Genomic DNA, 23,000 nt, shown 5'->3' with positions numbered 1-23,000 from the left:
TTGAATCGATCGCGGCGACGATGCCGGCGAGCCACCTCATGCAGGTCGGCAAACCAGCAATTCGACGATCTGACGAAGTTGGAAAAGTCTTGTGACTCAGCTCACAAATTTCCGGTTAGCGGCTTTCTAGGGTTGGACTTGCCGCAATCATTTCGTTACCGTCGGCTTCAGCGATTGGTCACAAAAGGATTACGGACGATGATTTCGGATCCGCGGCAGCGAAGAGATGAGGTGGACGATTTGGCGGTACCCGGAGTCTCACGCGGATCGAGCCGCGTCCGATCGGGCGGGTTGGTCGAGGACATCAGAGCAAAAGAGATGACCACCATCATCCCCGTCGTCGACGAGGACACGGACTACGACCTCAGCGACTACGACTTCGGTTACGACACCTCCGACTCGTCTTCCTCCGCCACCCGGACACCGTCCGACGAGACCACTTGGACGCCCTCGTCCTGGAAGGGCTACTACCGCCCGACCCACTCGGAGATCACTCAGGACATCCTGATCCCCGAGCACGAGTTCGATCAGTACGAACACGACGAGCCGTTCGACGTCGATGGCGCCGAACTGGACATCCTCATCGATGACGAGTCCGACACGGACTCCGCACTCCGCCCGTTCCGCACGAACCCGGCCGGCCAGCGCGTCCGTCGTGGCGGCAAGCATCGCATCGCGGCACCGCCGAACGCCCTCAAGGGCGGTCGCGCCGCTCTGATCGCCATGGCAGCGGGCGCAGCCGTCGCCGCCGTCTCTCAGGTCGGTGCCACCGAGGACGCGCCCGCGACGGCACCGGTGAACGCAGCAGCGGTCAACGACGCCGCCGCCCCCGTCGACCTCGGTCCGGGAGTGGCCACGGCATCGCCGGTGACCGACCAGATGAACGTCTTCACCGGTCAGCTCGGCGTCGGCGCCAAGATGGCCGCCGACGAGGCGCAGCGCGAGGCCCTGGCTCGTCGCCCGCTCTTCGCCTCGCCGATCCCGCTCGGCAAGTACGACTTCACCTCCGCCTTCGCGATGCGCTGGGGCACCATGCACGGCGGCATCGACATGGCCGCTCCGCTCGGGACGCCCATCCACGCGGCGACCGACGGCGTCGTCATCAAGGCCGAACCGGCCTCCGGATACGGCCACTGGGTCCAGATCCGCGCCGACGACGGCACGGTCACCATGTACGGCCACATGTCCTCGTCGGGCGTCCTCGTCAGCGAAGGCCAGCACGTCACCGCGGGCGATGTCATCGCGCTCGTCGGCAACGAGGGCTTCTCGTTCGGCCCGCACCTCCACTTCGAGGTGTGGAAGAACGGCAACACCAAGATCGACCCGATGCCGTGGCTCGCCGCCAAGGGCGTCAAGCTCTCCGGCTACACCGGCTAGATTTTCTCCGACAGCTGCCCGTCTGAGGCGCACGCCCTCTCGCTGCCTCAGTAGCGATAGCGCACGCCCATTCTCGCCCCCTCAGTAGCGATAGCGCACGCCCATTCTCGCTCCCTGAGGTGCGAGGAGCGTAAGCGACGAGCCTCGAAGGGCCGCCGCACTACTTCCTAGAGCTTCTCCCCCGGGATTCCGCCCGCGGTCAGCAGGGTGACGCGTCCGGCGCTGCCGCCGTAGTCGATGGTGACACGTTCGGTGGCGCCACTCCCCTCCTTGGCCACGACCTTGCCCATGCCGTACTTGGGGTGGTTGTGCCGATCGCCGATGTCGAAGTGCACCTGCTTGTTCCGTCCGCGCGCGGGGTCGGAGGAGTACGACGACCGGCCGCGGCCGAACGACGAACCACCCGAACCCGAGCCCGAGAACGAGCCGTCGCGTCCGAACACCCCGCCCGACGACCCGCCGAAGCCACGCGCCGAACGACGCGGCTCGGTGCGTCGCCAGTCGATCAGATGCTGCGGGATCTCTTGCAGGAAGCGGGATTCCGGATTCGACACCGGCTGCCCCCACGATGCGCGGGTGACCGACCGGGTCAGATACAGACGCTGCTTGGCGCGCGTGATGCCGACGTAGGCGAGACGACGCTCCTCACTCAGTTCGGCCGGATCGCCGAGAGCGCGCATGTGCGGGAAATGCCCGTCCTCCCAACCGGTCACGAACACGACCGGGAACTCGAGACCCTTCGCGGTGTGCAGCGTCATCATGGTGACGACGCCGTCACCCTCGTCGGGCACCTGGTCGGCGTCGGCGACCAGCGAGACACGTTCGAGGAACGCTGCGAGAGAACCGGGTTCCGGCTCGCCCTCGCGATCGCTCTCGATGGACGGATCCTCGTCGGCCTCCAGGTCGATCTGGGCGGCGTCGGCACTGAATTCCCGGGCGACGGCGACGAGTTCGTTGATGTTGTCGAGCCGTGCGCCGTCCTGGGGATCGTTCGACGCCTCCAGCTCGGCACGGTAACCGGTTCGTTCGACGATGGCGTCGACGAGTTCACCGATGTCGGCGGACTCCTCGGTGGCGTCGAGGAAGGCGGTGTCGGCGTCCTCGGTGTCGGAGTCACCGAAATGTGTGAGGAAGTCGGCGCGCAGACCCTCGATGAGTTCGACGAAGCCACCGATCTGCTTGACCGCGCGCGTGTTCAGCAACGCGACCTTGCCCTCGGAGGCGTCGATCAGCGACTCGTAGAAACTCCGTCCGGTGTTCTCCGAATGCACGGCGACACAGGCCTCGGCGCGATCGCCGATGCCGCGACGGGGGGTGTTGAGAATGCGTCGCAGGCTCACCGAGTCATCCGGGTTGGCGATCACCCTCAGGTAGGCGACCACGTCCCGGACTTCCTTGCGCTCATAGAACTTGGTGCCGCCGACCACCTTGTACGGGATGCCGTGGCGGACGAACACCTCCTCGATCGCACGTGAGCCGGTGTTGGTGCGGTAGAAAACCGCGATGTCGGAGTACTTGTGGCTCGAACTGCCGCCGATCGAGTAGTCGGTGATTTCCTCGATCTCCTTGGCGATGAACGTCGACTCCTCGCGATCGGAGTCGGCGACGTAGCCGACGATGAGCTCGCCGTCGCCGGAGTCGGTCCACAGCTTCTTCTCGCGGCGGTTGGTGTTGCGCGCGATGACCGCGTTGGCCGCCGACAGGATGGTCTGCGTCGAGCGGTAGTTCTGTTCGAGCAGAACGGTTTCGGCGTTGGTGAAGTCGCGCTCGAACTCTTCGATGTTGCGGATCGTGGCACCGCGGAAGGCGTAGATCGACTGGTCGGCGTCACCCACGACGCACAGCTCCGACGGTTCGAGTCCGCTCGCCGTGGTCTGCTCGCCCACCAGTTCGCGGATGAGTACGTACTGGGCGTGGTTGGTGTCCTGGTACTCGTCGACGAGGACGTGGCGGAACCGGCGCCGGTAGTATTCGGCCACCTGCGGGTGCCGCTGCAGCAGCGCGACGGTCTCGCCGATGAGATCGTCGAAGTCGAACGCATTCGCCGCCCGCAGCCGGCGCTGGTACTCCGCGAAGATGCGGGCGATCGTCGCCGCGGCGAGGTCGTCCTCGTTGACCGCGGCCGCCGCCCCGTCGGGCGAGATCAGCTCGTTCTTGAAGTTCGAGATGGCCACCGAGACGCCACGCGGACTGAACTTCTTCGGGTCCAGATCGAGGTCGCGGATGATCATGCCCAGCAACCGCTTCGAGTCGTCGGCGTCGTAGATGGAGAAGTTGGAGTTCATCGACTCCAGCAGCCCCGACTGTGCCCGCAGGATGCGAACGCACGTGGAGTGGAAGGTCGACACCCACATGTAGGCCGCCCGCGGGCCGACGAGGTCGATCACCCGCTCGCGCATCTCGGCGGCGGCCTTGTTGGTGAAGGTGATGGCCAGGATCTGCCCGGGCGTGACGTCGCGCGCCGCCAGCAGGTAGGCGATTCGGCGGGTCAGCACCGAGGTCTTGCCCGACCCCGCACCCGCCACGATCAGCAGCGGTGAGCCCGCGTGGAGCACCGCCGCGCGCTGCTGTGGATTGAGGCCCTCGAGCAGGCGCGCGACACGGTCGTCGGCGGCAGCCGTCCCCGAGGAGGAGGAAGACGTACGACCGGCGAGGAGAGGGGCAGAAGAAGAGCTGTTCATCGGTAGTCCAGGCTACCCGCCCGCACCGACACCTCTCCGCAGGCCATGTGCCCGAACGCCCGTCGTCCGATCGCTCGACCGCCCCGTGCGTTGACACCCGAGACGCCTGTTCCCGCGGCTACGATGACCCGGTATCACTGGCTCGGGGCGCCCGTCGATGCGGATCCATGCCTCGTCGACCGAAAGAGGCGACCATGAAGAGACCGTCCATTGTCCCCGCCGCCATCGTGATGGTCGTCGGAGCACTGGCACTCGCCGTGGCCCTGATCCTGTCGTTCGTGCCGTTCAGCAGTGCGGGCACGGTCGAACCCACCGCCGCGTTCCGCGGCCAGAAGAGCCTCGACGAGGTGCTCTTCAAGATGGCGACGAGCCCCGCGGCCAAGTACACCGGCAAGGTCGCCTACAAGTACGAGGACGCCCGCGGCGAGGGCACGGTCGAGTTCAGCGACCTCATCGTGACGACGTCGAACACCGCCGAGGGCACGGTGTCGCTCGGATCCGAGCAGGGTGAGTACCGCCAGATCAGCAACAACCCCTTCATCAGCGCGCCCAACGCCCTGTGGAACGAGCTGCTCGTCGCCGACGAGAAGCTGAACCTCGACATGGCGCCGCTGGACAACAAGTGGGCGTCGACCCGCTTCACCAGCCTCCCGCGCTTCGGCACCATCCTCGGCCCGGACAACCTCGCCGGCGACATCGGCAACGTGGAATCCGATTCCGAACCGCAGCTCGGCGCCGAGCTCCCCACCCCGAACAAGGGCACGCCCGACGCCCGCCGGTGGCCGACGAGCGACCCGCCCATCGAGTTCATCGGCGACAACAAGGTGAAGATCGGCGGCTGGGAGGTCACCTTCGATCCGGAGACCAAGAACGTCACCAACGTCAAGGGTCAGTCCAAGCAGGGCTCGGCGACCTACGACATCGACACCTCGGTGAGCCTGCAGCCCGCCGACCAGGCCCAGAAGGTGTTCGCCAATCAGCGTGCCCTCGTCGGCGATCTGGTGTCGGCGCCGGCGCCGGGCCTGTGGGCCAAGCAACCGGTGGTCACCCCGCGACTGGTCGGCGAGTGCACCACCGTGGCCTGCGCCTACGACTTCTCCGTCTCCGGCATCCCGTGGGCCGACGACGTCACGGGTCACTTCAACTACGGCATGACCCTGAACTTCGCCGTCGGCGGCCGCCCCGCGGGCGCACTGGGCGGCGAGTGCAAGCCGGTCGTGCGCGTCGACTTCGGCCGCACCGCCACGACGCGATGCACCGCGACCAACCTGCCGGCGAACTCGTCGATCGGTCCGCGTTCGGCATACACCTACCTGGCGTTCCTCGACACCACCGAGGCCGACCTCAACAAACTCATCGACGACAACGAGAAGCAGACCAACACCGAGGTCGTCTACGTCCGCACCGGGAACAAGAGCCCCGAGCAGGCGCGCTACGGCGCCGGCATCACCGGTCTGCCCAGCTACTACGCGGTGAAGCGCGGTGAGTATCTCTTCGACGGCATCGGCACCGATGGCAACCTGCACGTCACCTTCGGTCCCGGTTACAAAGAGCACATCAGTGCCGGCAGCTTCGACCCGAGCTGGGAGGGGACCGCGGTCCTCAAGAAGCAGATCGGCGAGCAGGTGAAGGCCGCAGGGGACGTGAAGGTCGTCTACTTCGTCAACGAGCCGGAGACCGCGTCGGCGCTGCGTTCGCTGATCGACTCCGAGGGACAGACCGACAACGTCACCGCGTACTTCTACGAGTAGGTCAGCCGCCGGCGAAGCGCGCCTCGACCGCTTCGCCGACCCGGCCGGCGCCGGTGTGGAGTCGCAGCCCCGCGGTCACCGGACGCACCGAGATCGCGTCGCCGCCGCCGTCGAGGCGGACGTAGATCGAGCCGAGCCCCGACCGGACCGGTACGCGCACCGCCCGGCCGCCGTCGAGCTTCATCTCGATCTCGCCGTCGCGGGTGGCGCAATAACTGAGGGCGACCGTCCACGGCCAGCGGAACAGCGGGCCGTCGAGTTCCAGACGTGACGGTCCGGAGATCTCGGGCCGGGCGCAGCTGCCCTTTCCGGCGGTGACGAGCCGGCGTTGGGTCACCCCGCCGGGCACTGCGTTGCCCGCGGTGTCCAGGACGAGGAGGCGGTCGGTACTCGTGCCGAAGACCGGCCGCGGGTCGACTCGACCGAAGATGCGGCTGATCTGGTTGTCCGGGTAGACGACCGGCTGCAGGATCTCCAGCGGGACGGACTGATCCAGCAGCGTCGCGTCGGCGTTGTCGTGCAGGGTGGCGACCGCCGCGTCGAGGTAGTCGCCGGTCGGGTTGTCACGCCACGACGCCGAGAACGACACGAGCGAGACGAGCGCCGACACCATGGCCAGCGCACCGACAGCGGGCAGGAGGAGCACCGTCGGCGACGTCTCCTCGGCAGCGTGGCGGTCCGGCTGCGCATCGGTCGGCCGGGCATTCGTCGGCCGGACGCCGACCAGCAGCGCGATCGCGATGGCGAACACGAGCGCGGTGTCGGGGAGATACCGCATGTGCTGGGCGAGCTCGAGCGCGGTCTCCGGGCTCGACCGATTCCACATCACCGGAATCTGCGCAGCGACCGCGTACAGCGCCGCGAAGGCCACGATCGGCACCGCCCCGCGCGCCCGGGTCACCGCCCACCCGGCGACCGCGGCCAGGACCACCCAGCCGGCGACGATCATCCACGTCGCGGGGAACCCGGTGGGCGGGCTCGGCGTCCACCGGTCCCACTCCCACGGGCCACCGACCAGCGACGGCACGATGGCGTGGTTCACCGAACGCCACACCAGCCGGGCGGTCTGTTCGACCGAGTGGTTGCCCGCGGTCGGATCGGCGGTGACGAAGTACACGACGGTCCAGATCGCGGTGATCACCGCGAGCGACGCCCACAGCTCGCGGCCGGCGCGCAGGGTCGACGTCAGCGAGCGTCGCCCACTGCCGTTCGCCAGGACCGCGGCCACGAATGCGATCGGGAGGATGAACAGCGACTTCTCGAAGAAGGCCAGTGCGACCACGAAGACCACCGTCGACCGGATCCACACGGCGCGGCGTCGGGCCGGGTCGACGTCACCGCGTGCGAGTCCCACGGCGTCGGCGACGATCCAGGCCAGCGCCGCCTGCATCGGCAGGGTGTTGAGGCCCGCCGCCCACCACGCGAAGGCGGGCACCGTCATCGGACTGAACAGATAGAACGCCAGCGCCACCAGCGCGCCGGCCCGGGCCGCGGGCGCGATGACGCGGATCATCCGCCACACCGCGATCGACGCGATGGCCTGCAGCACGATCAGCGTCAGGGCCGGGGCCACCCAGTTGACCGGCGCCAGCCACGTGGCCACTCCGGACAGCAGGAAGGCCGCCGGCATGAAATGGCCGTCGTGACTGTGCCCGAGGTACTCCCAGGAGAGGATCGGGTTCGACGAGGCCCGGGCGATCAGCACCAGATCGTCCCAGTAGAAGTTCCCGGTCGCGACGAGCCACCCCCGGATGATCAGCTGTCCGGCGATCAGGGCCACCGCGATCATCGACATCATGCGCGCATTGAGCATGCGCTCCAGTCTCCATGTGGCGACCGCGAGCACATCGGGGGGTGCCGGGTCCGCTCGGGTACCTGCAGGTCGGATCGGTGCGACGTGGCAAAATCAGGCCGTGACCGATCGCAGCCCGAGCTCCGGATCCGACGAACCCCAGCAATCGACGGGGACGTCCTTCGAGAACACGATCGATCTCGAGAAGTACCAGCTCACCTCCGACGTCGATGACCTGCCGGACGACATCGACGAACTGCGTCTGGAGATCGACCGGCTCGACGCCGTCATCCTCGGTGCGGTCAAACGACGCTCGGCGGTCTCGAAGAAGATCGGCGCCGCGCGGATGGCGTCGGGCGGTCCGCGACTCGTGCACAGCCGCGAGGTGAAGGTCCTCGATCGTTTCGCCGATCTCGGCAAAGAAGGTCACACCCTCGCGATGCTCCTGCTCCGGCTCGGGCGGGGTCCGCTCGGACGCTGACCGCGATCGTGAAGTTGTGCCGACGGCTGTGACGAGCGTCGCGGTGGGGACGCCGAACACATAGGGTTGGGTGTCATGAGCACGCAGGCAACCGGGAGCGACTTCACCGGCACCGACCACGGCGACATCACCGCAACGCAGTCCTGGCAGGCTCTCGCCGCACACCAACCGCATGTGTACGCACTTCATCTGCGCGAGGTGTTCGCGCTCGATCCTGCGCGCGGCCGCGATCTGACCGTCGACGTCGGCGATCTCCACATCGACTACTCCAAGCATCGGGTGACGCGGGAGACACTCGAACTGCTGATGAGCCTGACCCGCGAGGTCGGACTCGAGGAGAGCCGCGACGACATGTTCGCCGGCGCGCACATCAACACCTCCGAGGACCGGGCCGTCCTGCACACCGCCCTTCGGCTCCCGGCCGACGCCACCCTGACCGTCGACGGGCAGGACGTGGTGGCCGACGTGCACGAGGTCCTCACCCGGATGGGCGAGTTCACCGACCGTCTTCGCAGCGGAGAGTGGAAGGGCCACACCGGAAAACGCATCACCGACGTCGTGAACATCGGCATCGGCGGGTCGGACCTGGGGCCGGTCATGGTGTACCAGGCTCTCCGCCACTACGTCGACGCCGGGATCCGCTGCCACTTCGTCTCCAACGTCGATCCGGCCGACATGGTCGGCACCCTCGACGGGCTCGACCCCGAGACCACGCTGTTCATCATCGCGTCGAAGACCTTCACCACCCTCGAGACGCTGACCAACGCCGCCGCCGCACGGAGCTGGCTGCTCGAGGCCCTCGATGCCGGGTCCGAGGCGGTGGCAAAGCATTTCGTCGCCGTGAGCACCAATGCCGACGAGGTGGCGAGGTTCGGGATCGACACCTCCCACATGTTCGGCTTCTGGGACTGGGTCGGCGGACGCTATTCCGTGGACTCGGCGATCGGACTGTCGGTGATGGCGGCGATCGGCAAGGAGCGTTTCGCCGAGTTCCTCGACGGCTTCCACATCGTCGACGAACACTTCCGCACCCAGCCGCTCGAGCAGAATGCGCCGGTCATCCTGGGCCTGATCGGCCTCTGGTACAACAACTTCTGGGACATCGACACCCGGGCGGTCCTCCCCTACAGCAACGACATGGCACGCTTCGCCGCCTACCTGCAGCAGCTCACCATGGAGTCCAACGGCAAGTCGGTGACCGCGAGCGGACACCACGTCACCACCGACACCGGCGAGATCTTCTGGGGCGAGCCGGGAACCAACGGCCAGCACGCGTTCTATCAGCTGCTGCATCAGGGCACGCGGATCGTGCCGGCCGACTTCATCGGCTTCGCCGAACCCACCGACGACCTGCCCGCCGGTCCCGACGGATCGGGTTCGATGCACGACCTGCTGATGAGCAACTACTTCGCGCAGACCAAGGTGCTCGCGTTCGGCAAGACGGCCGACGAGATCGCCGCGGAGGGCGTACCCGCACATGTGCTGGCGCACAAGGTGATGCCGGGCAACCGCCCCAGCACGTCGATCCTCGCTCCCCGACTGACCCCGTCGGTGATCGGCCAGCTGATCGCGCTGTACGAACACCAGGTGTTCGTCGAAGGTGTCATCTGGGGGATCAACCCCTTCGACCAGTGGGGCGTCGAACTCGGCAAGACCCAGGCGAAGGCACTCCTGGGCACCATCACCCAGGCCGATGCGCCCGCGAGCGACGACGATTCGTCGACGAACGAGCTGGTCGCGTGGTACCGCAGCCATCGGGGTCGAGCGGTCTGAGGTCGGAGCTCCCGCGAGCGCGTTCCCTTCCCGCAGTGCCGGTTCCTTCGCGCTGATCGGATCCGATCAGCGGATGGGAAACGGGATCGCGGGAAGCTAGCGTGGCGGGATGCTGCCACACCGGATTCGACGCCCCGCAGCCGGATTCGCGGTCGTCACACTGGCTCTCGTGGGCGTCACCGGTTGCACCCCCGACGATCCCGTCGATCGCGCGCCGGGCACGTCGATGTCCGCTCCCGCGGCGGTGAAGGTCGTGACGGCCGGTCCCAGCCGGAACATCGAGCCGGTGGCCCGTCGTTTTCCGCTGCTCACCGACGGCATCGTCGACTGCTGGGCAGCGGGAACCCTCGGGTCCGCCCCCGGGTCCTCCGAGCGGGTACCCGGTCCCACCGCCTACTGGTTCGACGCCGTCGTCGACGTCGGGCCCGAGCGCGCAACCGCCTGGGCCGATGAGTATCACGCGGAACCGGTGGCCGCGCCCGACCGGGTGGCCGCCGAACTGCGCGGCTTCGTCCCGGTCGGCGAGTTCGTCGGCGGGCAGCACCTGGACGACGCGTTCTCGTCGGGTGACTGGCGGGCGACGGTGTACCTGTCGCCGTCGACGGGCCGCGTGGTCGTGCTCGGCATCGACGACTGACCTGCGTAAGGTGACGGTCTGTGGCGAACAAGCAGGGACAGAGCGTGGCGTCGGGCGCATTTCAGATGTTGGGGAGCCGTCGTCGTGACCAGGTCAGCGAGTTGCTGGGAGACATCTTCGGCCGGACCGACATCGAGGCGCTGGCCTCGGACTGGCGTGGGGTCGTCTACTTCACGCTCGCCGAGGACGAATCCATCGACGCCGAGACGGTGCTCGGATTCGACGCGTCCAGCGGATCTTCGGGTGAGTTGGCAACCATCGACGACGTGCTCGCAGCCGTCCGCACGGGCGAGGTCGCCGAAGCCGTCGACGTCGCGAGCTTCGATGCCTGGCGGACCGCCACCGGCACACGCTCGCTCGACATGGGCGCCTGCGTACCGCCGGCCCTCTACGAGTTCCTCGGTGGCGATCCCGCCGAAAGATCCGTCGAATCCGAGGATCTCGTGACCTTCGTGGCCACCGCCGCCGCGATCATGGGCCGGCTCGAGAAGCTCGGCGTCGAACCCGGTGACGAGATCCCCGACGAGGTGTTCGACGAGGACTACTGGAAGTAGCCGCTCCGCCTCAGACCATCCGTCGACTGATCGACGCCGGCAGGTACTTGAGCGCCGCGGCGATCGGCGTCCACGGCCACGCGGGTACCGGGCCCAGTTCTTCTCGGCCTCGATCGCCGCGACCATGGCGTCGACGCCCTTGTCGGTGTCGACCATCAGCGAGGTCTTCACGCCACGGTTGATGTCGGTCTCGATGTAGCCGGGCGCCACGACCGACACCCTGATCGGTGAGCCCGCGAACTCGGCCTGCAGTCCCTGCCCCAGCGCGGTCAGACCGGCCTTCGACGCCGAGTACGCCGCCTGCGCCTTGGGCATGCCCCGGACCCCGGAGATCGAGCTGACCAGGACGAGGTGGCCGGCGTTCTGCTCGCGGAAGATCTCCAGCGCGGCCTCGGCCTGCGCGAGCGCGCCGACGAGATTGGTCTGTACGGTCTCGAGGTTGGCCGCCGCCTTACCCGTGCCGATCGGCGCCCCCTTGCCGAGCCCGGCGTTCACGATGACGCGATCGAGGCCGCCGAGTTCGCCGGCCAGCGCGCGGAAGGCGACCGGCACCGCGTCGAGGTCGGTGACGTCGAGTCGGGCGATCGCGACCTGTGCCGCCGAGGGTCGCAGTTCGGCGGCCAGCGCCTCGAGTTTGTCGAGGCGTCGCGCGGCGAGTGCCAGCGAACGCCCCTGGGCGGCGAATCTGCGGGCCATGCCCTCGCCGAGTCCCGAACTCGCACCCGTGATGAGGATCTTCTGCCGTGTCGTCGCGGTCATGGACCCGAACCTACCGGCACCACCGCCGGCTACGCGGACCTGGAGGTGAGTCGCAGGGCGCGGATGACCTGATCGGCTGGAACGGTCGCCCACGGTGATACGGGTTCCCGCCGTGCCGCACGCCTTCACCGCAACCCCGAGCCCGCACAGCATCCGGCCGACCGACACGCCCTCCGCACCGGGGAGGAAGACGAAGTTGGCGTGGCTGGGCAGCACCCGGAAGCCCATGTGCGCGAGCATGTCCACCATCCGGTCCCGCTCCCCCCTCATCGACCGGACTCGTTGCGCCAGCTCGAGTTCCGCGTCGAGCGCGACCGGGACGGCCGCCATCGCGGCCCGGCCGACGGCGAAGGGCACCTCGTGTGCGCGCAGGTCGGTGATCAGTTCGGTGGGGCCGATTCCGTACCCGACGCGGAGTGCGGCCAGACCGTACGCCTTGGAGAAGGTCCGCAGCACCACTACGCGGGGGTTCCGGATCAGCCGATGCAGGTCCGGCGTGGTCTCGCCGAACTCCACATACGCCTCGTCGACGATGGTGATCACGTGCGGCGGCACCGCTCCGAGGAACCGGTTGAGGTCGCCCGCGTCCACCACCGAGCCCGTCGGGTTGTGCGGCGAGCAGATCACGACCACCACCGTCTCCGGGGTGATCGCCGCGAGCAGGCGATCGAGGTCGACTGCGCCGTCGTCGGCGAGGTCGACTGCGTCGAAGCGCATCCCGACCATCCGCGCGAGGATCGGATAGCCGTCGAAGGTGGGCGTCGAGGTGAGCAGCGCCGGCGTGGCGACGCCGGCCTCTGCCGCCTGGCGGGCCGCGCACTGCAAGGCTGCCAGGGCGACTCCGGCCGCCCCCGCGCCCACGGTGACCCGCTCGGGTACGACACCGAGGTGGCAGGCGATCTGTCCGCGCGTGCGATCGGGCAGGAAGTCGGGGTACCGATGGGTGTCGACGATCTCGTTCTGCAGCGCCGCCGCGACCGAGGTCAGCGGCGGGTAGGCCGATTCGTTGAGGTCCAGTCGGATGCGTGGCCAGGACGCGCCGCCGGCGAGCGGCGGACTCATGGCCGTCCTCCCCATCTCAGCGCGGCGGCCGCGGAGAAGTCGCCGGCGTGCGCGAACGCAGCCATCATCACGATGTCGCCCTCGCCGATGCGACCGTCGGAGATGGCGGCGTCAAGCGTGACCGGGATGGCCACGGCGAACAGGTTGCCGCATTCGTCGAACGTGTCCGGGTGATGGCTGTCCGACAGTTCGAGCGCCTCACGCCAATTGCGCAGGATGATTCGGCTGGGTTGATTGGTGACGAACCAGTCGAGATCCGACGGCGAGATGCCGATCTCGTCGGCCACCTCGATGGCGACTTCGGGCACCATCCGGTTGCCCCGGGCGAGCACCTTCGCGATCTTGGAGTCGGTGAACCCGATGTGCACCTGGCCCGGTCCGGCCTCCCAGTACTTGCGGGGCGGGTCGGAGACCCCGGTCATGTCGCCGGAGTACTGCCCGAACGAGTGACAACGCAGGCCGAGGACCGGGCTCGCATCCACGTCGTCGACGGTCAGCACGGCCACCGCCGCACCGTCTCCCGGGATGGCGGCCTGCGCCTTGCCGCGGACCTGTTCCTGGGCGAACACCTGACCTGCACTGTTCTGCGCCAACCCGAGCAACGCCTTGCGGCCTCCGCCGGCCCGCAGCAACGCCGCGGCGACATCGATCATGTGGATGAACGCCGCACAACCGCCGTTGTGTACATCGAGGACAGTCGAAGGTCTCATGCCGAGACGGTGGGCCACCTCCCCTCCGCAACCGCGCACGGGCACCTCGGGCAGCTGACTGTGGGTGAGGACCACGTCGACGTCGTCGAGGAAATCGTCGCCGTGCCGCTCGAACAGCTCACGCGTGGCCGAGATCATCATGTCTGCCGACGTCTCCCCCTCGGCAGCATGATGACGGAATGCCGGTGCGCGGAACATCACGTTGTCCGCCAGGGTGTCGTCCTCGGCGAACTGCGCGTAATACGCTGCGGGAACGACCTTCTCGGGAAGGTAGGTGGCGAGGTCGATGAGGCTGACGGGGTTCGATGTCATGATCGCATCCATTCTGGGGTGAGCGGGAGGCCGTTGCGGTGCCGGTATTCGGCGATGGCGGTGAGGTTGTCGAGTTCGATCTGATGGCCGGGGGCGAAGGTGTCCCAGAAGTCCCCCACCCACACCGGCCGTTCGGGCGGAGCGGTCTCCGGGAAGGGGTTCTCGTCGTAGAACGGGTGATGGCAATTCACCCACAGGACAACGGAACCGGGCTTGTCGAAGACCACCTGGGCGTCGACGACCGCATCAGGTAGATCATCCAGAGGTGACGGCCCTGGTCCCACGCGCAGTGATAGTCGACGGTCATCGACTCGGGCGAGGCGACCGTGCGGACGTAGATTGCGGTGTCGGCTCCCAACCGGTCCTGCGCGACCCACAATCCCGGCTCCTCGGTCTCGGTGAATCCGCGGAGGCTGTAGCTCCATTCTCCAGCGACCGGGTGTGTGCGAGCCAGTCGAACACCTCGCGGGGCGGGGCGTCGACGTAGCCCTGCACCGGGCAGAACTCACCGTAGATCTGGTCGTGGGGATACACCGACCGCAGCTTGTCGAGCACGAGCGGGGTCGCGACCGGCCGCGGATGGGTTTCGATGCGGACGAGACCGGCGAGGGTCGCGGCATCCTCGCCGAGGTCGGAGAGGGCGGGTTGTAGCACTGTCATGACTGTCCTTTCGGGATGAGCGGGGCGAACGGGGGTATCTCGTCGGGATCGACGTCGACGACGAGACAGTTCGGACCGGATTGCGACAGCAGCTCGGTGGCTGCCGCGCGTACAGATGCGGCGTCGGATGCGCGGGCGACGACCAGCCCGTCGAACATGGCGGCCAATCCGCCGGCCAGGTCACTGGGTTGAAACCTGTTGACACTGGGCGTGTTCGGGAAGAAGAGTCATTCCCGGCTGATTCACATCGCGTGTGCGTTGTTGTTGAGCAGGACGAGGGTGACCGGCGCGGAGTGTTCGACGGCGGTGTGGATCTCCATGCCGTGCATGAAGAATGCGCCGTCTCCCGCGATCACCACGGTTCGTTTCGGCTTCTCGCAGGCGGCCGAGTCGATGGCGTTGCCGATCCCGGCCGCGATCGCGTATCCCATGCCGCCCATGCCCAGCGCCACCACGAATCTGCCGTGGCCGCACGGGAGGTGGTGGATCGCGGCGGCGCCGGCATTGCCGGCGTCGGCGAACACGGGGGTGTCCGGCGGCAACGCACGCCCGATCTCCTCGACCGCGGTGCGCATGTCCAGGCCCGCTCGGCCGGGCGGCACGATCAGGTGGGTCACGGAGACCGCTTCGCGCGGGCGATCGTGGCCGAGTCGTCGCCGGACCCCACCGGCCAGTCGCGAGATCGCGGCGGCGAGGTCGGTACACGGCACATGGTCGACGTCGCCGGGCATCCGCGGCGGTTCGGCGCCGAGGTGGATCAACCGGAGTCGTCCGAGTGCCTCGTCGAGTCCGGCGCGATCGGTCATCGTCATGCGACACCCGAGCACGAGGCACGCGTCCGCATCGGCGATGGCCCGATGCGCCGACGGATGTCCCATCACACCGGTGACGCCCGCGAAACCGTCGGCGTCCCTGAGGAGGTCACGGCCGCCGGGAGCCGCGACGACCACCGCACCGAGCGCGTCGGCGAGAGCTTCGACCGGTCGACCGGCCTTCGCGCGGGAGGCCTCGTCACCCACCCAGATGAGCAGCCGGGCATCGGATTCCGCGAGAGCGCACAGTTCGTCGGCGACGGCGAACAGCGTCGGCCCCGGTACGCCGATTCCGTGCTGCACCCACTCCCCGGGATGCAGTTGCCGCAGTTCGGGGCCCGGCGCGGACTGGACGTCCTTGGGCAGCAGGACAGCGGCCGGCAGACCTCGGTGAAGGGTGGCGAAGGCCGTGGCGAGCGCAGCGGGCACCTCGTCGGCGTGCCCGACGACCGAACACGAACCCGTGACGGCCGACAGGACTCCGGCGATGTCGACGGTGTCCGGCGGCGCGAGCATGTCCTGGAAGGCCCGCGGCCGACCAGCGTCGACGGCGCGGTACCGATCAGTGCGAGCACCGGGACCCGGCTGTCGTACGCCTCGGCGAGCGCTGGGACGACGTTCATCGCGCCACCACCCGAGGTGGTCATGACGACGCCGGGCCGGCCGCTCATCCGAGCGGTGCCGTCGGCCATCGCACCGGCGGCGAACTCGTGTTTGGCGACGACCGCCGTCATCCCCGGCGCACGCGTCGCCGCGTCGTAGAGGTCTTCGATGTTGGCTCCGTGCACACCGAACCCGAGGGTCATTGACGCCGAGATCAGTTGTTCCACAATGTATTCGGCAACCGTCTGAGTCGCGACGCGCACGTTGCCGGTGACGGTTGCCCGGTGCCTGAGGTCTGCGGTCAAGGTCATGGGAACAACTCTGCGTCGCCGAACCTGAAGAACCGCTGAAGCAGTACACCGTTCGAACACTGTCGGAGCGGACGCATGACGACCTAGGCTGAGTGATCAGCAGGTGTCGTCTCGGTAGGCACCGGCGAGGAGTCGCGATGTCCGGTTTTCCACGCATGCCTCCGGTCGCCCCGCGCTCCCCCGGCCCCCCGCTCTTCTACGCCGGAGTCAGGGAGTCCGCATCCGGTCCACGATCGTCGGTACCCTCCTCGTCACCATCGCTCTGCTCATCGGCGCCGCGGTGATGCTGTTCATGCTGAATCGCGCGGACAGCCGGACGATGTACGACGAGACGAGCTACCGGGCTTACGAGATCGCCGCAGAGATCCGAGAGGGCGGGATCTCGGCGATCTCCCCCGAGTCGCTCGGGATGGGTTCCGGGGCCGACATCGTGCAGGTGATCGACGGGACCGGCGACGTGGTGGCGTCCTCACCGGGCGCGTCGGCCGACGCGGTGACGACGGAGCGTCCGGCACTGTGGACGTCGTCGCAGGTGAAGGGCCGGCTGATCCCCGGCAGCGACGTGGAGTTCTGCGCGACCGTCACCGCCACCTCGCACGACGGAGCCTCGTACACCGTGATCGTCGCGGTGTCGGCGGACGCGTACCGGCAGAGTCTGATCAACACGGCGCTGGTGCTCGCGGTCGGACTCCCGATCCTGGTTCTCCTGTCCGCGGTCGCCATCTGGTTCTTCGTGGGTCGTGCGCTGCGCCCGGTCGGGCGGATCACCGAGCAGGTCACCGCCATCACCGCGTCGGATCTGTCGCGTCGCGTGCCGGTCCCGTCCACCGACGACGAGGTGACGCGTCTGGCCACGACCATGAACTCGATGCTCGAACGTCTCGAACAAAGCCGTGCGGCGCAGCTGCGATTCGTCGGGGATGCTTCACACGAGATGCGTAGTCCGTTGACCACAGTGGTCGGCCTCCTCGACCTCGCCGACGACACCGACTCCCCGATCGACGTGCAGACACTCCGCACCTTGCTTCTTCCCGAAGCCCGCCGGCTCCAGAACATGGTCGACGATCTGCTGTTGCTCGCACGCTCCGACGAACACGGTGTGCCGCTGCACATCCGGGACGTCGACCTCGACGACATCGTCGCCGCCGAGGCGTGGCGCCTCCGGTCACTGGGGCTCGCCGCAGTCGCGACCACGATCATCCCGATCAGGACGTCGGGCGATCCGGAGAAACTGTCGCGCGCGCTCCGCAACCTCGCCGAGAACGCGGTGCGTTACGCGGCGTCGACGGTCCGGTTCGACATGTACTTCGACCCGGCCGGCGGGATCGCGTCGATCGCGGTGACCGACGACGGCCCGGGCATCCCGCGGGATCGTCGCGACATCATCTTCGACCGCTTCACCCGACTCGATGTCGATCGCCGCAACCGCAGCGGCTCCGGTCTCGGGCTGTCCATCGTCCGCGAGATCGTCCGTGCGCACGGCGGTTCGGTGTACGTGCAGGACCCGCCGGCCGGGTTCGCGCACGGCGTCACCTTCGTCATCTCTCTCCCGACGGCTCGTCGTCTCCCGGAGGGTATGGGCGACGGCGAGGTCAGCACGGCACTCGCGATGCCGCCTCGTCAACCGATGCGGTAACCCACCCCGCGGACGGTCTCGATGCTGTGCACGCCGAACGGCTGATCGATCCTCTTGCGCAGGTACCCGATGTACACCTCGATGATGTTGGGGTCACCCTCGTAGTTCTCGTCCCAGACCGAGTGCAGGATGGCGGTTTTCGAGACGACGGTTCCGGCGTGGCGGATGAGGCATTCGAGCACCGCGTACTCGCGTGGTGTCAGGGTGATCGGGGTGTCGCCGCGACGCACGAGGTGTTCGGCCGGGTCGAGGAAGAGGTCTCCGACGCGCAGGGTCGCGGGACGCTCCGGGGCACCACGACGCAGAAGCGCCCGCAGCCGCGCCTTGAGCACGACGACCGAGAACGGCTTCACCAGATAGTCGTCCGCGCCGCAGTCGAGCGCCTCCGCCTGGTCGTACTCACCGTCCTTCGCGCTCAGCATCAGGACCGGGGTCCAGATCCCGCGCTCACGAAGGCTCTGGAGCACGCGGTACCCGTTCATCCCCGGCATCATGATGTCGAGCATGATCACGTCGTAGCTTCCCTCGGTGGCCCGCCACAGCCCTTCCGGACCGTCGAAGGCCAGGGTGACCGCCCACCCGTCACTGACGAGTATCCGGCGGACGGTCTCGGCTGCTCTGATGTCATCGTCGACGACGAGCGCGTGCACCATCGCTCATTTCAGCAGCCGCGACATCCGGCGGTCGGCGAGCACCTTGCCACCGGTCTGGCAGGTCGGGCAGTACTGGAAGGAGCGGTCGGCGAAGGACACCTCACGGACCGTGTCGCCGCAGACCGGGCACGGCAGTCCGGTGCGCGCGTGGACGCGGAGGCCGGTGCGCTTCTCCGACTTCAGCCGGGCGACGGTCTGCCCCTCGAGGCGAGTCGTGGCGTCGGTCAACACGGCGCGCATCGCGTCGTAGAGTGCGCTCACCTGGTCGGGTTTGAGAGTTTTCGACGACGCGAACGGCGACAGTCGCGCGGTGTGCAGGATCTCGTCGGAGTAGGCGTTCCCGATCCCGGCGATGGTGTGCTGGTCGGTGAGCACGTTCTTGACGCGCCCGGTGGTGCCGGCGAGGATCTCGGCGAACTGCTCCCCGGTCAGTTCCAGTGCGTCGGGGCCGAGTCCGGCGACGCGGTCGATCTCGGTGAGGTCGCGGACGAGCCATACCGCCAGACGCTTCTGGGTTCCGGCCTCGGTGACGTCGAATCCCTCACCGGGGAGACCGCAGTGCACCCGCAGCGCGATCGGCGACTTCCCGCCCGGGCGCAGCGGCTTGGGTGAGAGGTCCTCACTCCATCGCACCCAGCCGGCGCGCGACAGGTGGATGACCAGCGCCAGCGTCGGCTCCTGCGCCGTCGCCTCCGAACCCGGGATGGTCCGGATGACCAGGTACTTGCCCACGCGACCGACCGAATCGACGATCCGGTCGGTGAGCGCGGTGTACGGCGGATCGGCCGTCTTGAGCACGGACAAGGACGCGACATCGACTCGCCGGATCGGGAGTCCGGCTGCACGTCCGTCGACATAGTCGGCGATGGCGGCCACCTCAGGGAGCTCGGGCATGCCACCAGTGTGCTCTAGTAAAGGGATGACTTCCCGACTTTCCGACGCCGAGCTGGCCGCCCGGATCGCCCAGGGAGCCGGGGAGATCCTCCTCGGGATTCGTCATGGCGACCTGTTGGCCGGCAGCATGCTCGGCGATGTCGGCGATGCTCTCGCGCAGGCGTGGATCTCCACCGTCCTGCGCAAACACCGTCCGCGCGACGCTGTTCTGTCCGAGGAGGCCGCCGACGTCGGCGACCGCGCGACGGCCCGGCGCGTGTGGATCATCGACCCGCTCGACGGCACAAGAGAATTCGCCGCGGGCAGCGCGGACTGGGCTGTGCACGTGGCGTTGACGGATAACGGAACCGTCACCGAGGCGGCGGTCTCGCTGCCCGCTACCGGTGAACTGTTCCGCGCCGACACCGTCGAGAAGCCGGGCGCCGAACTGACCCGTCGCATGGTGACCTCGCGGTGGGGCGGCTCGTACGAGACGAGCTACGTGTCCAACCGGCTCGGCCTGCAGATGGTTCCGGTCGGGTCGGCCGGCGCGAAGGCGATGGCCGTCGTCCGCGGTGATGCCGACGCCTACGTCCATGCCGGCGGCCAGTATGAGTGGGACAACGCGGCCCCGGTCGGGGTCGCACTGGCGGCCGGGCTGCACTGCAGTCGCCTGGACGGGTCGGAGATCGTCTACAACAATCGCCACCCCTACATGCCCGACTTCGTGATCTGCCGCCGCGAGATCCGCGAGGACATGCTCGCGGCCCTGCAGCAGATCTGGTGAACTGGCCGGTGTGAACGGAATCGGCGACGCCGTCGTCCGGATCGGACCGGTCCTCGCGATCGCCATCGGTGTGCTCGCTCTCGTCGCGGTGCTGGTGAACCGCCGAAGCGGTTTGGCCACCGACACTTTGGTGGCGACCCTGCGGGCCGTCGTGCAACTGGCCGCGTTGGCGGGCGTACTGGCGGTGGTGATTCCGCATCTGTGGGCGTCCGCGCTGTTCGTCGTGGTCATGGCGGCGGCGGCGGCCTGGACGTCGGCGCGGCGCATTCGTCCGAAACAATCCGACTTCGTCACCGTCGCGCGGTGCCTGGGCCCGGTCGCGGCACCGACGATCGTCATCGTGCTCGTGCTGGTCGTGGTCGGTGTGCTGCCCGCCCGCGGTATCGCGGTCATCCCCACCGCCGGCATCTTGCTCGGCGGCGCGATGGTCACCACCTCCCTCGCCGGTCGGCGCGCACACGACGAGCTGACCACACGTCACGGTGAAGTCGAGGCCGCACTTTCGCTGGGTCTTCTCCCCCGCGACGCTCGGTTCGAGATCTGCGCCCCGGCGTCGGCGACCGCTCTCATACCCGGACTCGATCAGACCCGGGCCGTCGGGCTGGTGACGATCCCGGGCGCCTTCGTCGGCATGGTGCTCGGCGGCGCGTCGGTGTGGGCCGCCGCGGCGATGCAGTTGTTCGTACTCATCGCGCTGCTCGCCGTCAGTTCGATCGCCATGCTCGTCACGGTGGAGCTGGTGGCGCGAGAGGACCTGTGATGTCGGTCAGAAAGGTGGCGGGTCTTTCTGGTCGTTCCTTCACTCCCAGAACTCATTTCGACGTTGCGACCTCGATCGAAGTCGCAACTTCGGAATGAAGTCTGGAAGTGGAAGGTTCCTCAGACTTCAGTTCTGCGATCATGCGGGGCGGGAAGCCTTGCGCAGCAGGTAGATGTCCATGATCCAGCCGATGCGTTCACGCGCCTCGGCACGAGCTTCGACGATCCGGTCGGTCACGTCGCCCACCCGTCCGCTGATGAGGATCTCGTCGGCGGTGCCGACGTAGGCGCCCCACCAGATGTGGTCGTCCGGGTTAGCCGTGTGACGGAAGGCCAGATCGCCGTCGAGCATGACGATCTGGTTGGCATCGGCGCCGGCGGGTGTCTCGGCGAGGCGGCGACCGGTGGTGATGTGGATCGGTTCGCCGACGCGGTTGGCGACGATGCCGTGTGCGGCGGTGAGTGCGCTGGCGCTGGTCACGCCGGGAATCACCTCGATCGAGAGCTCGAGGTCGTCGCGGGCGGCCAGGTCGTCGACGATGCGCAGTGTGCTGTCGTAGAGCGCCGGATCGCCCCACACCAGGAAGGCCGCGACCCCGCCGTCGCCGACCTCGTTCCGCAGTGCGGCGGCGATCAGGTCCGCGCGAGCCGCATGCCAGCGCCGGACCTCGGCGTCGTAGTCGGCCGGGGTGCGATCACGCGGCGGATCGGGGATCTCGACGAGCGTATAGCCCGCGCGCGCATGCGCATCGAGGATCACCCGGCGCGCGTCGAGCAACCCGCTCTTGGCCGTTCCCTTCTCGAGGGCGAGGAAGGCGTCGACGTCGGCCATGGCGTCGATGGCCTGCAGTGTGACCTGGCGTGGACCGCCGGGCCCGATCCCGATGACCCGCAGCGTGATTCGCACGGTCAGATCTTCACCTTGGGGAGGCCGTGCTTCCGGGCGGTCATGTCCAGGATCAGCTGGCGCGGCGCGAGCCGGCGCAGGAAGAACACGATTCCCGCCTGGTTTCCTCTGGCGTAGAACGGCTTCGGGTGTTCGGCGAGCGCCGCGTCGACGATCTGGGTGGCCATGTCCTGTGCGCCGATCCCGGCGTCCTCGTTGCGGCGGGTGGCCGCGGCGAGGGTCTCGTATTCGGCACGGTACGGCGAGTTCTCGCCGACGTGGATGGACCGACGATCACCGATCCCGGTGGCGATGGTGCCCGGCTCCACCGAGATCATGCGAATCCCGTACGGCGCGACCTCACGACGGGTGGCCAGCGCGAACGCCTTCAACGCCGACTTGGTCGCCGCGTAGTTGGAACGGAACGCGACCGGGAAACTCGACAGCATCGAGCCGACCATGACCACCGTGCCCCGACGCCGCTCCCGCATCCCCGGAAGAACCGCCTTCGTGAGCGCGATCGGCCCGAACACGTTGACGCGGAACAGATCCTCGATGGCCTGCATCGAGGTGTCCTCGAGCGCGCCGGCCTGCGATTCGCCGGCGTTGTTGACGAGGATGTCGACCGGACCGACGAGGTCGGCACAGGCGGTGGCGGAGTCATAGTCGGCGTTGTCCAGGCGGACGTAGGTGACACCGGCGATCGGGTGCCGCACGGCGTCGGGGTTACGGGTCGTGCCGTAGACCCGATGCCCGCGGGCGACGAACTGGCGGGCGACTTCGGCGCCGATGCCGCTGGTCGCGCCGGTGACGAGAACGGTCTGAGAGCTCACGCCCGCTACGGTATCGCAGCCCGTTTCAGACGAGACGGTCGTAGCGACGCGTGAGAATGCTCAGTTCGGCCGCGACCCGATCGGTGTCGGGGCCGTAGGGACGCTGCGGATCGCGCGTCCACCAGTCGGCGAAGCGCTGAAGCGGAGTGCGGCGACCGGTCGGCGTGCGGCGGGTGACGTACACCAAGGTCGCCGCGGCGACCACGGCCAGGACGGCGAGAACGATGAGTGCGATGATCATGGCAGTAATTTTCTGCGCACTTGATTTCAGCCAACAGTGGCGCAAATGACAATGTCC

General features: G+C 68.0%; 17 protein-coding genes and 4 pseudogenes. 9 read left to right on the top strand and 12 right to left on the bottom strand.

Annotated features, from left to right (window positions below; translation table 11 throughout):
* Nucleotides 1-231 precede the first annotated feature (231 nt).
* The gene (locus GOAMI_RS08840; RefSeq protein ID WP_040004702.1) at nucleotides 232-1,377 is read left to right on the top strand and encodes a M23 family metallopeptidase; all 1,146 of its coding nucleotides are present in this window, start codon (nucleotides 232-234) and stop codon (nucleotides 1,375-1,377) included.
* 167 nt (nucleotides 1,378-1,544) lie between these two features.
* Here GOAMI_RS08840 and GOAMI_RS08835 read toward each other — a convergent pair whose 3' ends face one another.
* Entirely contained in the window at nucleotides 1,545-4,058 is a 2,514-nt protein-coding gene (locus tag GOAMI_RS08835; protein WP_006436129.1) for a UvrD-helicase domain-containing protein, read from the bottom strand.
* A gap of 194 nt (nucleotides 4,059-4,252) precedes the next feature.
* On the opposite strand from GOAMI_RS08835, the gene GOAMI_RS08830 reads away from it, so the two are divergent.
* Nucleotides 4,253-5,809, top strand: coding sequence for a hypothetical protein (locus tag GOAMI_RS08830; RefSeq protein ID WP_006436128.1), 1,557 nt, complete (start codon nucleotides 4,253-4,255; stop codon nucleotides 5,807-5,809).
* A gap of 1 nt (nucleotide 5,810) precedes the next feature.
* On the opposite strand, the gene GOAMI_RS08825 is transcribed toward GOAMI_RS08830, so the two are convergent.
* Nucleotides 5,811-7,622 carry a hypothetical protein gene (locus tag GOAMI_RS08825; RefSeq protein ID WP_040004701.1) on the bottom strand — a complete coding sequence of 604 codons (1,812 nt, stop codon included), beginning with the start codon at nucleotides 7,620-7,622 and terminating at the stop codon, nucleotides 5,811-5,813.
* A gap of 100 nt (nucleotides 7,623-7,722) precedes the next feature.
* On the opposite strand from GOAMI_RS08825, the gene GOAMI_RS08820 reads away from it, so the two are divergent.
* From GOAMI_RS08820 to GOAMI_RS08805, 4 genes are all read left to right on the top strand, one after another.
* Nucleotides 7,723-8,082: a chorismate mutase gene (locus GOAMI_RS08820; RefSeq protein ID WP_006436126.1), complete on the top strand. Its 360-nt coding sequence runs from the start codon at nucleotides 7,723-7,725 to the stop codon at nucleotides 8,080-8,082.
* Between the two features lie 75 nt (nucleotides 8,083-8,157).
* Nucleotides 8,158-9,855: a glucose-6-phosphate isomerase gene (gene pgi / locus GOAMI_RS08815; RefSeq protein ID WP_006436125.1), complete on the top strand. Its 1,698-nt coding sequence runs from the start codon at nucleotides 8,158-8,160 to the stop codon at nucleotides 9,853-9,855.
* A gap of 109 nt (nucleotides 9,856-9,964) precedes the next feature.
* The gene (locus GOAMI_RS08810; RefSeq protein ID WP_040004700.1) at nucleotides 9,965-10,492 is read left to right on the top strand and encodes a hypothetical protein; all 528 of its coding nucleotides are present in this window, start codon (nucleotides 9,965-9,967) and stop codon (nucleotides 10,490-10,492) included.
* A 20-nt stretch (nucleotides 10,493-10,512) separates the two neighbouring features.
* Complete coding sequence (locus GOAMI_RS08805; RefSeq protein WP_040004699.1) at nucleotides 10,513-11,046, top strand: hypothetical protein; 534 nt, start codon at nucleotides 10,513-10,515, stop codon at nucleotides 11,044-11,046.
* A gap of 10 nt (nucleotides 11,047-11,056) precedes the next feature.
* Here the strand turns inward: GOAMI_RS08805 and GOAMI_RS08800 are convergent.
* The 5 genes and pseudogenes from GOAMI_RS08800 to GOAMI_RS23880 all read right to left on the bottom strand — a co-directional run bounded on the left by GOAMI_RS08800 (nucleotide 11,057) and on the right by GOAMI_RS23880 (nucleotide 16,275).
* Nucleotides 11,057-11,805, bottom strand: a pseudogene (locus GOAMI_RS08800) (SDR family oxidoreductase).
* 29 nt (nucleotides 11,806-11,834) lie between these two features.
* A pseudogene (locus GOAMI_RS08795) lies at nucleotides 11,835-12,867 on the bottom strand (pyridoxal phosphate-dependent aminotransferase).
* The gene (locus tag GOAMI_RS08790) at nucleotides 12,864-13,889 is read right to left on the bottom strand and encodes a 3-oxoacyl-ACP synthase III family protein (RefSeq protein WP_006436123.1); all 1,026 of its coding nucleotides are present in this window, start codon (nucleotides 13,887-13,889) and stop codon (nucleotides 12,864-12,866) included. The pseudogene GOAMI_RS08795 and the gene GOAMI_RS08790 overlap by 4 nt, the downstream one beginning before the upstream one ends.
* Nucleotides 13,886-14,549, bottom strand: a pseudogene (locus GOAMI_RS08785) (SRPBCC family protein). Before GOAMI_RS08785 ends, GOAMI_RS08790 begins: the two are co-directional and overlap by 4 nt.
* Nucleotides 14,546-16,275, bottom strand: a pseudogene (locus GOAMI_RS23880) (thiamine pyrophosphate-binding protein). The pseudogenes GOAMI_RS08785 and GOAMI_RS23880 overlap by 4 nt, the downstream one beginning before the upstream one ends.
* Nucleotides 16,276-16,567: 292 nt before the next feature.
* On the opposite strand from GOAMI_RS23880, the gene GOAMI_RS08775 reads away from it, so the two are divergent.
* On the top strand, nucleotides 16,568-17,911 hold the full coding sequence (locus tag GOAMI_RS08775) for a sensor histidine kinase (protein WP_236577714.1): 1,344 nt from the start codon (nucleotides 16,568-16,570) through the stop codon (nucleotides 17,909-17,911).
* Here GOAMI_RS08775 and GOAMI_RS08770 read toward each other — a convergent pair.
* Together GOAMI_RS08770 and GOAMI_RS08765 are read right to left on the bottom strand one after the other, a co-directional pair.
* Nucleotides 17,896-18,564: a response regulator transcription factor gene (locus GOAMI_RS08770; protein ID WP_006436117.1), complete on the bottom strand. Its 669-nt coding sequence runs from the start codon at nucleotides 18,562-18,564 to the stop codon at nucleotides 17,896-17,898. The two genes, GOAMI_RS08775 and GOAMI_RS08770, sit on opposite strands and share 16 nt — an antisense overlap.
* Nucleotides 18,565-18,567: 3 nt before the next feature.
* Nucleotides 18,568-19,458 (bottom strand): DNA-formamidopyrimidine glycosylase family protein, encoded by an 891-nt coding sequence (locus tag GOAMI_RS08765; protein ID WP_006436116.1) that lies wholly within the window; start codon nucleotides 19,456-19,458, stop codon nucleotides 18,568-18,570.
* A 25-nt stretch (nucleotides 19,459-19,483) separates the two neighbouring features.
* On the opposite strand from GOAMI_RS08765, the gene GOAMI_RS08760 reads away from it, so the two are divergent.
* Together GOAMI_RS08760 and GOAMI_RS08755 are read left to right on the top strand one after the other, a co-directional pair.
* A complete protein-coding gene (locus GOAMI_RS08760) occupies nucleotides 19,484-20,224 on the top strand; it encodes a 3'(2'),5'-bisphosphate nucleotidase CysQ (RefSeq protein ID WP_040004697.1) in 741 nt (246 codons plus the stop codon).
* 10 nt (nucleotides 20,225-20,234) lie between these two features.
* Nucleotides 20,235-20,984, top strand: a complete 750-nt coding sequence (locus GOAMI_RS08755; protein ID WP_006436114.1) for an ABC transporter permease — start codon at nucleotides 20,235-20,237, stop codon at nucleotides 20,982-20,984.
* A 138-nt stretch (nucleotides 20,985-21,122) separates the two neighbouring features.
* On the opposite strand, the gene cobF is transcribed toward GOAMI_RS08755, so the two are convergent.
* The 3 genes from cobF to GOAMI_RS08740 are packed head-to-tail and all read right to left on the bottom strand — an operon-like array spanning nucleotide 21,123 to nucleotide 22,943.
* On the bottom strand, nucleotides 21,123-21,890 hold the full coding sequence (cobF, locus tag GOAMI_RS08750; RefSeq protein ID WP_006436113.1) for a precorrin-6A synthase (deacetylating): 768 nt from the start codon (nucleotides 21,888-21,890) through the stop codon (nucleotides 21,123-21,125).
* A gap of 2 nt (nucleotides 21,891-21,892) precedes the next feature.
* Nucleotides 21,893-22,702 carry an SDR family oxidoreductase gene (locus GOAMI_RS08745; protein ID WP_006436112.1) on the bottom strand — a complete coding sequence of 270 codons (810 nt, stop codon included), beginning with the start codon at nucleotides 22,700-22,702 and terminating at the stop codon, nucleotides 21,893-21,895.
* A 25-nt stretch (nucleotides 22,703-22,727) separates the two neighbouring features.
* Nucleotides 22,728-22,943, bottom strand: a complete 216-nt coding sequence (locus GOAMI_RS08740; protein ID WP_006436111.1) for a hypothetical protein — start codon at nucleotides 22,941-22,943, stop codon at nucleotides 22,728-22,730.
* Between the last annotated feature and the right edge of the window lie 57 nt (nucleotides 22,944-23,000).

The organism is Gordonia amicalis NBRC 100051 = JCM 11271 (genome assembly GCF_000332995.1).
Lineage (GTDB): Bacteria > Actinomycetota > Actinomycetes > Mycobacteriales > Mycobacteriaceae > Gordonia > Gordonia amicalis.
Note: the sequence above shows the minus strand (reverse complement) of the source record. Positions and strands in the feature narration are given on the sequence as shown.

Excerpts from the sequence above, each read along its gene's own strand:
- GOAMI_RS08835 (WP_006436129.1), bottom strand. The coding sequence starts at position 4,058 with ATGAACAGCTCTTCTTCTGCCCCTCTCCTCGCCGGTCGTACGTCTTCC.
- GOAMI_RS08830 (WP_006436128.1), top strand. The coding sequence starts at position 4,253 with ATGAAGAGACCGTCCATTGTCCCCGCCGCCATCGTGATGGTCGTCGGA.
- GOAMI_RS08825 (WP_040004701.1), bottom strand. The coding sequence starts at position 7,622 with ATGCTCAATGCGCGCATGATGTCGATGATCGCGGTGGCCCTGATCGCC.
- pgi (WP_006436125.1), top strand. The coding sequence starts at position 8,158 with ATGAGCACGCAGGCAACCGGGAGCGACTTCACCGGCACCGACCACGGC.
- GOAMI_RS08810 (WP_040004700.1), top strand. The coding sequence starts at position 9,965 with ATGCTGCCACACCGGATTCGACGCCCCGCAGCCGGATTCGCGGTCGTC.
- GOAMI_RS08790 (WP_006436123.1), bottom strand. The coding sequence starts at position 13,889 with ATGACATCGAACCCCGTCAGCCTCATCGACCTCGCCACCTACCTTCCC.
- GOAMI_RS08775 (WP_236577714.1), top strand. The coding sequence starts at position 16,568 with ATGCTGAATCGCGCGGACAGCCGGACGATGTACGACGAGACGAGCTAC.
- GOAMI_RS08770 (WP_006436117.1), bottom strand. The coding sequence starts at position 18,564 with ATGGTGCACGCGCTCGTCGTCGACGATGACATCAGAGCAGCCGAGACC.
- GOAMI_RS08765 (WP_006436116.1), bottom strand. The coding sequence starts at position 19,458 with ATGCCCGAGCTCCCTGAGGTGGCCGCCATCGCCGACTATGTCGACGGA.
- GOAMI_RS08760 (WP_040004697.1), top strand. The coding sequence starts at position 19,484 with ATGACTTCCCGACTTTCCGACGCCGAGCTGGCCGCCCGGATCGCCCAG.
- GOAMI_RS08740 (WP_006436111.1), bottom strand. The coding sequence starts at position 22,943 with ATGATCATCGCACTCATCGTTCTCGCCGTCCTGGCCGTGGTCGCCGCG.